The organism is Neochlamydia sp. S13 (assembly GCF_000648235.2).
GTDB lineage: Bacteria > Chlamydiota > Chlamydiia > Chlamydiales > Parachlamydiaceae > Neochlamydia.
The window spans coordinates 1528123-1541585 of record NZ_AP017977.1 but is presented as its reverse complement, the minus strand read 5'-3'; the positions used below and the strand labels follow the sequence as shown (position 1 = coordinate 1541585).

General features: G+C 38.2%; 12 protein-coding genes. 5 read left to right on the top strand and 7 right to left on the bottom strand.

The features are described 5' to 3' along the window. Positions 1–2: 2 nt before the first annotated feature. Genes TY21_RS05970 through TY21_RS05960 form a run of 3 tightly spaced genes read right to left on the bottom strand, consistent with a single transcriptional unit; the run spans position 3 to position 3283 of the window. Positions 3–1394, bottom strand: a complete 1392-nt coding sequence (locus TY21_RS05970; protein ID WP_042240500.1) for a hypothetical protein — start codon at positions 1392–1394, stop codon at positions 3–5. A 12-nt stretch (positions 1395–1406) separates the two neighbouring features. Then, the gene (locus TY21_RS05965) at positions 1407–2573 is read right to left on the bottom strand and encodes a small ribosomal subunit Rsm22 family protein (protein WP_042240497.1); all 1167 of its coding nucleotides are present in this window, start codon (positions 2571–2573) and stop codon (positions 1407–1409) included. Continuing rightward, positions 2573–3283, bottom strand: coding sequence for a pseudouridine synthase (locus TY21_RS05960; protein WP_042240493.1), 711 nt, complete (start codon positions 3281–3283; stop codon positions 2573–2575). Before TY21_RS05960 ends, TY21_RS05965 begins: the two co-directional genes overlap by 1 nt. A gap of 217 nt (positions 3284–3500) precedes the next feature. Between TY21_RS05960 and TY21_RS05955 the strand changes: the two genes are divergently transcribed. The 3 genes from TY21_RS05955 to TY21_RS05945 are packed head-to-tail and all read left to right on the top strand — an operon-like array spanning position 3501 to position 6142. Continuing rightward, positions 3501–4175, top strand: coding sequence for a 2,3-bisphosphoglycerate-dependent phosphoglycerate mutase (locus TY21_RS05955; RefSeq protein WP_042240490.1), 675 nt, complete (start codon positions 3501–3503; stop codon positions 4173–4175). Between the two features lies 1 nt (position 4176). Beyond that, positions 4177–5343, top strand: coding sequence for a cysteine desulfurase family protein (locus TY21_RS05950; RefSeq protein WP_042240487.1), 1167 nt, complete (start codon positions 4177–4179; stop codon positions 5341–5343). A gap of 10 nt (positions 5344–5353) precedes the next feature. Then, positions 5354–6142 (top strand): NifU family protein, encoded by a 789-nt coding sequence (locus TY21_RS05945; protein WP_042240484.1) that lies wholly within the window; start codon positions 5354–5356, stop codon positions 6140–6142. A 193-nt stretch (positions 6143–6335) separates the two neighbouring features. Here TY21_RS05945 and TY21_RS05940 read toward each other — a convergent pair whose 3' ends face one another. From TY21_RS05940 to TY21_RS05925, 4 genes are all read right to left on the bottom strand, one after another. Next, entirely contained in the window at positions 6336–7754 is a 1419-nt protein-coding gene (locus TY21_RS05940) for a leucine-rich repeat domain-containing protein (protein ID WP_052354498.1), read from the bottom strand. A gap of 263 nt (positions 7755–8017) precedes the next feature. Beyond that, positions 8018–9406, bottom strand: a complete 1389-nt coding sequence (locus TY21_RS05935; protein ID WP_130589582.1) for a transposase — start codon at positions 9404–9406, stop codon at positions 8018–8020. A gap of 154 nt (positions 9407–9560) precedes the next feature. Continuing rightward, on the bottom strand, positions 9561–10694 hold the full coding sequence (locus tag TY21_RS05930; protein ID WP_052354262.1) for a leucine-rich repeat domain-containing protein: 1134 nt from the start codon (positions 10692–10694) through the stop codon (positions 9561–9563). A gap of 380 nt (positions 10695–11074) precedes the next feature. Further along, positions 11075–11797 (bottom strand): biotin--[acetyl-CoA-carboxylase] ligase, encoded by a 723-nt coding sequence (locus tag TY21_RS05925; RefSeq protein WP_042236518.1) that lies wholly within the window; start codon positions 11795–11797, stop codon positions 11075–11077. Positions 11798–11850: 53 nt separating this feature from the next. On the opposite strand from TY21_RS05925, the gene TY21_RS05920 reads away from it, so the two are divergent. Together TY21_RS05920 and TY21_RS05915 are read left to right on the top strand one after the other, a co-directional pair. Continuing rightward, positions 11851–12987, top strand: a complete 1137-nt coding sequence (locus TY21_RS05920; protein WP_042236521.1) for an FtsW/RodA/SpoVE family cell cycle protein — start codon at positions 11851–11853, stop codon at positions 12985–12987. Then, on the top strand, positions 12987–13436 hold the full coding sequence (locus TY21_RS05915) for a hypothetical protein (RefSeq protein ID WP_042236524.1): 450 nt from the start codon (positions 12987–12989) through the stop codon (positions 13434–13436). The genes TY21_RS05920 and TY21_RS05915 overlap by 1 nt, the downstream gene beginning before the upstream one ends. The last annotated feature ends 27 nt before the right edge of the window (positions 13437–13463 follow it).

Below are 13463 nucleotides of genomic sequence, written 5' to 3'. Positions count from 1 at the left end.
CGCTAGCAGTTACTGCTGAAAAAATTAATATCATTTAAAAGCATTTCTTTGAGCCAGTGATACATAGCAGAAGGAGACAAAACTTTTTCCTTTTCTATCTCTATCAAGAAATCGTGCAGTTGCTTTAATGCAAGTTCTTCTAGCAAGTTTAGATGTTTTTCCACGCTAATTTCATAGAAATTGCCGATTTGATAGATGTATTCTAACTCTGTCGGAGTATACAGGGCTGCTTTCAAAGAATCTTTTCTCTTTTCGAGGTATTGATGGATAATGATTTGATGAAGGTAGCTAAGGTAATGATAAGGATTATTGTGTTGGAAAAGATGCTTATAAAAAGAATTTAAAATCGTCTTTTCATTTATCCCTATGATTTTCAACATGCATTCATTTAACTGCAGGTGAAGGGATAAAAACTCAGCTACATGTTGATTAAAGCACTCTTGCTTAGCTTTTAGAAAAGCTTTGGCTTGCAGATTAAAACGACCCGTTGGTTTTAGTTCGTTAGCAATTTCTTGCATTTTGTCTTTTAAAGCATGATCTTTGGGTAATAAGAAGGGGGATAAGACCCAACCATGGTGTTGAGAAGGGTGAGGGTATCCTGTTTGCTGTGATTGAGTGGTAATATGAAAGCTTTCAGGTATAGGAATGCTGGGACCTTTGCTTTTTAAAGAACGTTTGAAAGTACCTTTAAGCTCAATAGTTTCTCCAGGAAAGGAAGATATCGTTTGCTCAAGGGCTACCACAGATTCAGCAATCGCTTTAGATAAAGGGGTCTGTTCCTTGATGACAATTGGCATTTCACGAATAATATTTAATTGTTCAGTTAAAGAGGTAAAGCGCACTTCATGATGCTTAAGTAAAGTAATAGCTTTCATACGAAAAGCGTCGATTTCTTGGGTAGTAGGCAAAAGCTCGCCTTGAGAAAATGGTGGGAGGGGTAGTTTAATCTTTTCATCTTCTTGGCTATAAAACTTGCGGGAAACTTCTTTGCTTACACTTATTTTTTCTTTTCTTTTTTCTCTTTTAGGAATTTTGATCAGAAGTGTGTCCATCCATCGACGCCAGGGGAGGGGACGTTTTTTTAGAGGGTTACCTAATGCATTAAAACGATCGATAGCTGTGTAAGCAGAAGATGCTATTTGTTTTTGCTGAAAAGTGCCCTGGGCTAAAGATTGGATTAAAGAAAAGCTGTTTTTAATTAGTGCCAGAGCTTGTTGGAGATTTTTTTTCTCTTCTACATTTATCGAACTATTAGAAAAAAGCTTCTTAGCAAACGTCAGGGTTTTTTTTAGGATAGAAGTAGAAGAAGATGTTTCTTTACGATAAGAAAAGCTTTCTAAAATTTTTATAGCGGCTTGTAGCTCTCTAGTAGAAACGTTTTTTTCTTTATCCATTCAAATGATTGCCTATTCATTAATAATTTCAGGGATAGGCTTGCCGCATGCCGCTGCCACTTTTACTTGTGTATTTTCAATAATATCCATAGCATTTTGATTTTCATGAGCCTTTTCAATAGAAATTAGCTCACCACGCCTTAAATATTCAAATGCTTTAGATTCGGAAGGAAGCACCTGCAAGCGGGAACCTAAATGTTTTTTGCCATCTATCCCACACAAATAAAAACGTGTACCATGAAAAGATTCAACCGGGGGGCTAATAACGCGGTAATATTTTTTCTCCTCTAAAATAGGCCATTCAGCTTGAGGGCTGCGAAAAATTATATAAGACATTTTTAAAGAGCCCAGATTGATTTGGGCAGCACGTTGGATTTCTTTGATAATATAAGGCTTATAAAATTCTCGCTGGGCATAGCAGGGATTGTTTTTAGCTTGGAGGGCTGGACATTCTCCTTTCCACACACAAGGGGCTTGTACAGGTACCTTCTTTCTTACCATGCAATCGCGTATCTGCAAAATCCTCTGGTTAGCTTCGGGATGAGAAGAATCGACAACTACTAAATAGCCTGAAGGGGTGAGTCGATTAAGTAGCATGGACAAAAATTCATTTTGCTTAGTCTGCCAGTGAACACTATTGATAGGAAAAAGTTCTTTTAAACAATGAGCTACAATAATTAAATCAAATTTTCCTTCCAAAGGAAGGGGGGTCGTAAGGCAATTCCAGGAGCGAATGCTTAAAGCATAGCCTGATCTTCCACATACTTCAGCGCCCAGTTGTAGAGCAGCTTGATTATAGTCCAAAGCCGTCACTTCTGAGGCCCCATGCTTAATGGCTGCTAGAGAAAAAGCTCCTGGCCCACTACATATGTCTAACACACGTTTAGGTTTAAGAGGAATCTCGGCTAGAATAGATAATCCTTGTTGATAATTAACTACCCAATGATAAAGCAGATAGGAGCCCAATAAATCTTTATCTATAAAGTAATCTCTACCTATGAGTTGATGACCTGTTTCAAGGCCTACTTGTAAATTTTTTACCCCTTCCACCACGCGACGAAATTCGCGTGTTTGCAATTTGTCAGCAGGGCCGGCTTCCTTATGCATGCGCCGCCAGGCGCCTAAAAGGATAGGCATAATTTCTTCTAGCTGATGAGCAGGTATCCTATTTGCTTTCATTAATGAGTCTCAAATATTAATTTTTTTTCTCGATCGGTTAAAGGGCGCCAGCTGCCTACAGGCAATTGTCCTAAGATCAAACCACCCAGGCGAATACGCGTTAAGGAGTAAACTTTTAAACCCACTGCTTCTAACAAATGACGCACTTCGCGTTTTTTACCTTCCATAATGATTACCTTTAAAGTCCCTTTACGAACTTTTATAACACGGACAGGCTTGACAAAAGAACCTTCAATAAGGGTGCCGCTGGCAATAGCTTTTAGATGCTCATCGGTAATGTCTTGGTCAGTTTTTACTAAATATTCTTTTTGAATATTTTGGGAGGGATGAATGACTTGATTAGCAAAATGCCCATCATTGGTCACTAAAAGCAGCCCTGCTGTTTCTTTATCTAGACGACCGACCGTAAATAACCTTTGTTCTACATTCTCAAAGAGATCTACAACAATTTTGGTATCACGATGCCTGGCATTTGTGCATTCGTATCCCGTGGGCTTATTTAAAAGATAGTAAACTTTTGCTTCGGCTTGCTTTATTTTTTCATCATCTACGGTAATGCTATCTTTAGCGCCCACCATGGTTTGCGGGATGATGCAGATATCACCATTCACTTTTACCCGACCAGCAAAAATAATTTCTTCGCAGCCTCTACGGGAAGCTACTCCAGCAGCAGCCAAGAATTTGCTCAGCCTGTTTTTTGTTTTTTCCATTAAAAAGCCTAATTAATTGGTTTTAAGAGATAACTTTAAACAATTTTTATTAAAATTACAACCCTTATATCTCTGTAGAAAAGCTCACCCACGCTAGCTTAGTTTGCAAGTTCAAACGATCGATCATGGCTAGCCTTTTAAGGAGTCATAATTTCCTTGATACTTGCTTGATGAGTAGCTATGATGAAAAATTATAATGAATGTAGGTTACTTAAAAGTGAGTAAGCTAATTTTAATGCGCCATGGGCAATCATGTTGGAATGAACTGAATTTATTTACAGGGTGGGTAAATGTTCCTTTATCTTCAAGAGGAATGCAAGAAGCAGTAGAAGGTGGAAAGCTTATTAGCCAGCTGCCTATCGACGCTATTTTTGTCTCTTCCTTGATGCGAGCCCAGCAAACCGCGATGCTTGCCATGCTCCAACACTCCTCCGGCAGGGTGCCTGCCATCCAACCTAGCTCTCAGGAGCATTTAGAGGAATGGTTTCAAATTCATAGTGAGGAAACGAGGAAAAAAATAGTGCCTGTCTATTGTGCATGGCAACTTAATGAAAGAATGTATGGAGAGTTGCAAGGCCTAAATAAAACAGAGACCGTAAAAAAATATGGAAAAGAGCAAGTTCAAATTTGGCGTCGCAGTTTTGAGGTGGCCCCACCCGGGGGAGAGAGTTTGGAAATGACAAGTGCTCGTGCTGTTCCCTATTTCAAAAATTACGTATTACCTGCCTTGAAAAATGGAATGAATATTTTTATCGCTGCCCATGGCAACTCCCTTAGAGCGATCATTATGTTCCTAAGTCATTTATCCAAAGAAGAAGTTGTACAGCTTGAATTAACTACTGGCACACCTATCATTTACGATTATCAAGACCCCCACTTTATTCAACAATAATATGCCTTCCATCTACTTTGATAATAGCACGACTACCCGTCCTTCAGAAAAAACGGTTAGTAAAATGCTCCCTTTCTTTTACAGACAGTGGGGAGCTCCACTAGCTCCTCATCATCTGGGACAAGAACTTCTTCCAGCAATCGAAGAAAGCCTTAACTATATTTATAAGCTGCTAAATATAAAAAAAACAGACGCTTTTGTATTCACTTCATCCGGTGCTGAAGCAGTAAACCATGTCTTTTACTCCGTTTATCATGATGTTACCCGTCTAACAGGGAAAAATCAATTTATCACTTCAAATATTGAAGAGGCTCCTGCTACCATGCTGATCAATCGCTTAGAAGATTGGACCTGCGTAGGGAAAATATTGAAAGCAAATCTTTTGGGCTACATTTCCCCGGCTGCAGTGGCTGATGCCATTACACCTCGTACGGCTCTTGTTTCTCTTGCATGGGCTAATGGGCTTACCGGCGTGATTAATCCGGTAGCAGAAATCTCTGCAGTATGCCAAGAAAAAGGTGTCTTATTACATATCGACGCTACTCATGTCTTGGGTAAGCTTTTTTTTCAATTGGAGGATATTAACCCAGCTTTTTTGACTTTCAATGGAGATCATTTGCATGCTCCTAAAGGCACAGGCGGATTGTACATTAAAGAGGGAATCAAGTGTAGCAGCTTTATTGTAGGGGGAATGGATCAAGGCGGGAGGCGAGCAGGGACTTTAAATGTACCGGCTTTAGTAGGGCTAGGTGAAGCTTCTTGTGAAGTTTTAGAAGCCCAAGATTTGATGTGTACGGAGGTGGCCAGATTGAGAGATCTTTTTGAAACGCAGATTACTTCCTCCATTCCTCATACCCAGGTATTTTTTCAAGATCAAAACAGGCTTCCTCATATTAGCGCAATTGCTTTTGCGGGTATCAATAGTGAAGCCCTTCTATTTGCCTTAAATAGAAAAGGCGTTTATGCTAGCATGGGAGGAGGAAATTTCCAGCAACTAAAATTAATCCTTATGGCTTCTGCTATGGACGAAACATTAGCTTCTTTCACACTAAGTTTTAGTTTCTGTAAAGATAATTCCGAAGATGAGGTTATGCATGCAGCTGAAATTATTAAAGAGTGTGTATTGAAGCTGCGCAAACTTTCTTCACACCTTTACTTTAATCATTGAAGAGATAAATATGGGAATTTTGCAATTTGTCCATCCGTTTACTTGGACACGTTATAGCAAAAAATTAATCAATAAAATTGATCACCCTTATTGCGGAGGAATATTCCTAAAGGAAGATGCTGCCGAAAGGGAAATGCTTTTTATAGAAGGCTCTGCCGGTAGCTTAGAAGAGGGAAATATAGTCTCTTTTTATTGGCTGGTAGATAAAGACGATGGAGTGATTGTAGATGCAAAATTCCAAGTGTTTGGCCATACAGCCTTGATTGGCGCATCAGAAATAGCTTGTGAGCTGCTAGTAGGGAAAAATTATCTTCAAGCTCAGCGCATGAATGCAGATCTTATTGATAGGCAAGTGCGCGATCGTGCGGATGAGGCTGCTTTTCCTCATGAAACTTATTCTCACTTAAATCTAGTGCTGGAAGCCATTGAAAAGTGTGCCGAGCAATGCATAGATATACCCCTTGCCGAGTCTTATCTGACTACACCTGTGCCTGTAGGTATGGATAATGTAATTCCAGGAGGTTATCCTGGTTGGAAAGAATTATCTTTAAAGAAAAAGTTAGCGGTTATTGAAGAAGTGCTAGATCAAGATATTCGTCCTTATATTGCTTTAGACGCGGGTGGGGTCAGCGTTCTAAATTTGCTGGAAGATAAAGAGCTGATTATTGCTTACCATGGTTCCTGTACTTCGTGTTACTCTTCTATAGGCACGACTTTATCTTACATTCAACAAATTATTCGTGCTAAAGTGCATCCAGAAATTAATGTTATCCCGGAAATGAAAGGGATAACGGGCTAAAGGCTATTTAGGCCGACCTGGACTAAGTCTCGATCATTTCCTTATTATTTTCACTTAAAAAAAGAAAAATTAAATGCTTGTAGTAATGTTTACTAGCGTACAATAAAGGTTTTCTATAGCTTTACAACGTTTTGAGAATGCTAATCTGTTTTAATTGCACATTAAGCGAAAAAAAGGATGCAGACTTTTTCAGCTACCGCCTAAAGCGCTTTTTTAGTTCTCTAGGAATACTTTCCAGCGGATTTCCATCTAGCCTCAGATCTAGCAGTTGTTCAGTTAGCTGCTCTATCTCTTCAGGAAGAATAGTGAGCCGGTTATCGGATAAATCAAGCTTTTGCAGGTGAGAGAGATATCCTATCTCGGCAGGAAGCATAGCTAGCTGGTTGTAGTCTAAGTTAAGCATTTCAAGCCAAGCCAGCTGCCCTATCTCTGCAGGAAGAGAAGTAAGCTCGTTGTGGTCTAAATTTAGCATTTTAAGCTTAGTCAGCTGCCCTATCTCTGCAGGAAGAGAAGTAAGCTGGTTATCGGATAAATCAAGCTTTTGCATTTGAGATAGATGCCCTATCTCAGCAAGAAGAGAGGTAAGCTGGTTGCCGCTTAAGAAAAGCTCTTGCAGATTAGAGAGCTGCCCTAGTTGTGTAGGAAGAGAGTTGAAATTGTTGTGGCTTAATTTAAGACTTTGCAGCTGCGACAGCAGCTTTATCTCTGGCGGAAGGGTAGTAAGCTGATTGTAGTTTAAGTAAAGCTTTTGCAGCTGAGTGAGTTGCTCTATCCCTGCAGGAAGGGTGGTGAGGTGGTTACCGATCAAGCTAAGAACGCGCAGCTGCAAAAGCTGCTCTATCCCTACTGGAAGAGTGGTGAAGTGGTTGTCGTTTAAGTAAAGTCTTCTTAGCTGTAAAAGCTGCCCTATCTCTGCAGGAAGGGAGGTGAGCTGGTTATTGCCTAAGTAAAGCTCTTGCAGCTGCGAAAGCTGTCCTATTTCTGCGGGAAGGGTGATCAAGTGGTTGTAGTTTAAGTAAAGCTCTTGCAGCTGCGAAAGCTGTCCTATCTCCATAGGTAAAAAGGTCAAGCCAAGTCCTCGTAAATCTAAGCTTTTAATATCTCTGCCATACCCTTCAATCCACTGCTCAAACAGCTCTCCTTTTTTCGTTAAAGGCAAATACTTGATTTTCTCTTGCTCTAAGTACTCCTCTCCACCAGAAAGTTTTTTCCATATCAATAGACGATTAATATTTATAAGATAAGAAGAATAATTAGCCAGAGTAAAAAACCTTGTTTCTTCACTTTTCCATTTAAATTCTAGCTTCATAGGAGCAAGAGAGCTAGCTAGATTAAAGGTTTGCTTGAAAATTGCGTTGACTTTTTCTATTTCTGAAGGTCTATCTTCTAGCTTATAAATTTTGTCTAAAATAAAAGCCTGTTCACTAACATTTCCTTGAGGAAAATGCATTTTACCTATTTGCTTATAAAGCGAGGGCATGACTTCAGTAGCTAACAGGTGTCTCCATCTTGTACAAACGCTAAATAAGGCAGGCGAGGTGCTATGCTCTAAAATGGGGGTTAGTATCTCATTAGGTAAATGGTCGATAGTAACAGAAGAGCTGGGATTCATTACAGGGCCTGTTTATAAGTTTTATGCATAAATTTATCATTTTTTCTCAGAAAGATATAGTAAAAAAAGCAAAATAAGCAAGAAAATCTTAGCAATAAATTTTTAGCCTTTAAGTCTAAAAATAGAGGAATATAAAAAGTTGCTAAAGTTCTTTGTTCTCTTTTAGGTGAAAAACATAATTTAGATATATATATAATTCTTGATGGTTCGGAAAATTATTTATATTCTTAAAACTCGATGATATACTTTTTTATTCTTGACAGTTAGGCAACTTTTCTTGATGACTCAAAGGTTACATTTTCTTGTACTGCATTTAAATGTTTACGAGAAGGCCTTAAAACAAAGATTTCATCTAGCGTCTTTTCGAAATTACTGAAGAGTTCTCTTGAATTTTCATTCTCAACAATTTCTCTTACCACCTGACACAAAGCATCCACTCTAGACTTCTCTACTAGGCTCCCCAAGGTTGCTAAAGGGAGTTTGTTCTTAATGAAATTTGTTTGAGACAAATGAAAAAGAAAGCAGTGGTCAAACAGCAGGCTTAGAATCAAAGGTCGCTCTGATCCCTCAACGCCGCACTGTTTGGCCAAACTGCAAAACCCACAATGACTACTCCAATCTTCAATAAAAACCTCTACTAACCATCTCAAAGTATATCCTTGCATTACATCTTTCATATTCCAGGAAAGATTTGCAGCCATAAGATAGCGATACTCATTTTCGCCCTCATATTTAAGGGCTATTACCAAGCGTTTTTTATGATGAGAAGGAACATATAACCTTGCTCCCCCGGCTTGCACCACATTTTTTTTATCACCGCGAATGAAAATTTCCTGATTCCAGCCTTTGTAGGCTTCAAAGAATTCTTGGCATGAGAGAGACTTTTTACCTCGCATGACTTTTTGATTCTTTCTAAGTTGAGTAATGATTTGCACTCCAGGCCAGATACCTTCTACTCCATCTACAAACAAGCTGTTGCCGTAAAGAGCATCAGCCAGTACACAAGTGACCTTAAAAGCAGGAAATTCACAGGCAAAATTCTTAAGTAATTGTAAAGCTAGTGTATACTTTTTTGGATATTCTATCGACCTTTTAGGCTCTTTTGGACGGTCTTTTTTAGAAATCCCCAGCTTTTTTAGCTTCCTCACTTCCTGTTGCCATCTTGTGAGTACGGGATCGGGAGAATAAAAGGCAAAGGAGACGGGGATGCAAAATTTTTTAGTCACTAGCTGAAGAAATACTATATTTTGACCACAAAAATAACCACTAGTTTTTTTATCACGGATTTTATGTAAATGATGCAACTTCTCAGCATTTTTTGATCGACTGTGATCTTTATCATCGATAACAAGAACCCCTTCTGTGATGCCATGTTTATGCAGGACCGCGCGAACACTACAAATTAGCAGCCTATTCCAAGCAATCTTAGCACGTCTAAACATGGCCGATAAAGCCATCTTTTTATAGCTTTTAAGACCAGCCCTTTCAAATTTTGCCCAACAGATTGAATTAGTAACTAATATTCCCATCAAACAAAAGGCTAGCCAACACCATTGAATTTTGGATAAATTATTATGAGGATTTTCTTGCTTGAGAGCAACTTCAAGTTGATTTAAATATTCTTTTATAAAGGGAAGCGGTTGGGAAAACATAGACGAAAAATTATTTTTAATGAATTGATAAGGTATAACAATATTTTATTAAAAATTAGTCAACAAGAAAAAAGTATATCATCGAGTAAAAGCTTATGAATATATCAATTCCTTCCCTTAAAAAATTTAAGGATACAACCAGAGAATTTTTCAACTACAACCTAAAACGTTGCTTTATTTCAGTTGAAAGGCTTTGCAGCGGGTTTCCTTTCACTTGCAGCTTTTTTAGAGCAGATAGTTGCCTTATTTCTGGAGGTAGGAAAGAAAGTTGATTGTTGTTTAAGTATAAACTTTGGAGTCGAGAAAGGCCTTTGAGGGCGGCCGGAAGAGAGGTAAGCTGGTTGCCGCTTAAGTTAAGGACTTTCAGCTGAAGAAGCTGTCCTATCTCGTCAGGAAGAGAGAAGAGCTGGTTGTTACTTAGGTAGAACTCTTGCAGCTGAGCTAACTGACCTATCTCGGCAGGAAGAAAAGACAGTTGGTTGTTCCTTAAGTCAAGATGTTGTAGCTGAGATAGCTGTCCTATCTCGGTAGGGCAAAAAATAAGCTGGTTATTAACCAATACAAGCTCTTGTAGATGAGAGAGTTGTTTTATTTCGCCAGGAAGAAAAGTGATGTGATTGTGACTTAAGTAAAGCTTTTGTAATTGAGGCAGCTGCGGGATCTCTGCTGGAAATGTGATAATCTGATTGTCGTTTAAACAAAGTTCTTGTAGTCGAGAGAGTAGTCTTATTTCTTGAGGTAAAAAGGTCAATCCTATTCCTGTTAGCTTTAAGCTGGTAATATCTTTACCATACCTTTCAACCCATGCTTTAAAAAGCTTTCCTTTTTTTGCTAAAGATAAATGTTGAATATTCTTTTGGCCTAAGGATTCCTTTCCACCAGGAATTTCTTTCCACATTAATAAGCGATTAATGTTTACAAGATAAGAAGAGTAATTAGCGAGGGTAAGATATCTTTTCTGTAGAGGTTTTTCTTTAAATTCTGATGGAGAAAAAGACTCAGCTAAAATAAAGATGCGTCTAAAAATTTTATTTATTTTTGTTACTTCAGGAAGGTTAGCCTCTAGCTTATAAATTTTATCTAAAAAAAGAGTTCGCTCGTTAACATTCCCTTGAGGAACATGCATTTTGCTTATTTGCTTATAAAGAGAGGGCATGATTTCCTTAGCTAGCAGATGAGACCATCTTGTACAAACCCTGAATAGGGAGGGACTAGCATAAGCCATTATAATAGGGGCGAGTATTTCATTGGGTAAGTGCTCAATAGTGATAGGATGGCTAGAATTCATGGATAGTCTCTTTAAATTTTATGCCTATTTGTCGTTTTTTAAATTGATTATATAGTTGAAAAAACAAAACAGGCAAGATAATGTGGAAATAGATACTTAATCTTTAATTTTGTCTAGGGAGATAGATAAAGATTTGCGGAGAAGCTTCTACTGCCTTAATAAAAAGAACATGATTTCTGCGGGTAAGGTTGTGGAATAAAAGAAGTGGTGATGCCTTTAAAACCTTTGAAAATGCTAATTTTCTTTTCCTAACCAATTGGGTGGTAAAAACCTCCGTCTTTATCCTACAAAAAATGCTGACTTACTTTTATCTTGTGCATAGAAAAGGTATGACAGTTTGCTAAGTGCAGCACTTAAGAAATTAATTAAGTCAATTTCTATCAAGGAAGTAAAAGTTCCCCGGCGTAGAATTTTTGGATGCGACCGTTTGGCAATCGTAGCACTAGAGCTCCCTGCTCATCAATCTCTTCAAATGTGCCCTCGTGTTTGTTTATACGAATAACGTCTCCTGGCTGATGGAGGATGCCTTGTTTAAAATCTTCTAACAAGGGCTGAAACCCTTTTTCAAGAAAAAGATGGAGCAATGGCATAAAATTATTTTTTAGTAGGCCTAAGATCTGAGAGGTTTTAAAAGTCTGCTCTGTTTCTATGAATAACGAAGTCGCTGGCTGACCAATTTGGCTAGTGATTTCTAAAGGCATATTAACATTCATGCCAATCCCCGTCACGATAACGCTCTGGTAGTTATCTGTAATAGTTTCACAAAGTATTCCAGCGATTTTTTTTTTGTTTATTAAAATATCGTTAGGCCACTTCAAACAGGGCTGAAGGTGCAACTCTTTTAGTGTTTTCAGGGCAGCTAAAGCTAAAACTTGTGGAATATTAGCTACAAACGTTTGTCTGCTATCTACAAAAAATGTGAAGGTAGCATAAATATTTTGACCTGCAGGGGAGAGCCAGCGGCGCTGGTATTGTCCTCGACCCATCGTTTGGTGATCAGCAAAAACAAGAGTTATGCAGGTAGGATCAAAATTTTTGTAATTCTTTTTAGACCAACTGTTTGTAGAATCTAAAGTATTAAAATAAAGACAATTGATTTTCATATAAAGGACTCACTCGTATAGAATAGCTGATATCCTATCTTAAGATAAAATTTATGTGGAACTACCAATACCTTTCTCGTATAGATTTTCGCATTATTCCTGTAATATTAGGATTAATGGTAATGAGCCTTCTTGTCATCTCGGCTTACTCTCTTGAAGGATCTGCAGAGATCACAGAGGAAAGGCTTATTACACCTATGGTTAGACAGCAAATTCAATGGTTCATGATAGGAGGGTTTGTTTTTATTTTTTTTGCAGGTTTTGATTACAACAAATTGCGCGAGCTGGCATGGATTTTATATGTCCTAGTGATCTTATCTTTAGTTGGCTTATTTTTTACAGATTCAATTGCGCGTGTCAATCGCTGGTATCGCCTTCCATTTATTAATATTAGCTTTCAACCGTCGGAATATGCTAAGCTGATCGTAGTCATCACTTTAAGCTGGTTTTTAGAAAGAACCAAAACAGATTCCCATTCTTTTCGTACAGCTTTCTTTAGCATGATTATCGTAGGCATTCCTTTTATTCTAATCCTTAAGCAACCTGATTTAGGGACGGCTCTAGTTCTTTTTCCTATCACTCTTGTCATGTTTTATTTTGGAGATATCCATCCCAAGATAATTAAAGCTATGACCTTTGTGGCTTCTATCGTTTTAATTATAGTCGCTCTAATTTTTTTGGGCGTGCTTCCTCATGAAAAATTAAGGCCCTATGCAAGCCTTATTTTAAAAGATTATCAGTTTGATCGGCTGAATCCTTATACTCATCATCAAAAAAGTGCTTCTATTGCTATCGGCATAGGTGGGCTAACGGGAGTAGGGTTTAGGAAGAGCGAATATACAAGCGGTGGCTGGCTTCCTGCTGCTTATACTGATTCAGTTTTTCCGGCTTTTGGGGAAGAATTTGGTTTTATAGGCTTGCTTCTTATGCTTATGCTTTTTTATGCTTTAATCTATTTTAGCTTTCAAGTATCAGTAGTGGCTAAAGATCATTTTGGTAGATTATTATCAGCAGGGATAACAGTTTACCTGGCTATGCACATTTTAGTTAACATTGGTATGATGAGTGGCTTTTTACCCATTACGGGTGTTCCTTTAGTACTGGTTACGTATGGAGGATCTTCTACTTTATCTACTATGATGGCCCTAGGAATTTTACAAAGTATCTATAGTCGGAGGTTCATGTTTTAATGACTCATTACCAAACCCATCATTTTATTTTTCATCCAGGAGTTTGGATAGGGGAGGGAAAAATAACTTTTAGCACTTCTCCCGAAAGCTTACATTTTTATACAAAATGGATAGTAGATAAGCAGAAGGAAAATATAGGTTACATCTGTCAGCAGTCTGTAGAAATACATGGGGTAGATGAACAGGTGTCTAATCAATTGACCTTTTTTGAAATGGCTCCCGCTTCTTTTAGCGTCAGATTGGAAAATGAGCTTATTGGAAGCGTAAATGGTAAAGGGGTAATCGATGCTAAAATTATAGCCTGGGAATACCCTCTAAGCAATGACTTTGAAGGCTTTGAAGTCTATGAGCGGCAGGAAAATGGGGATTATTTGTTGCGTGCCGAATATAATTCTTCCGATCAATATCGAACAATTATAGAGGGGAAAATATGGAAAAAGTTTACCTAAATTTGTTGTTGCTTTTTTTAACTGGAT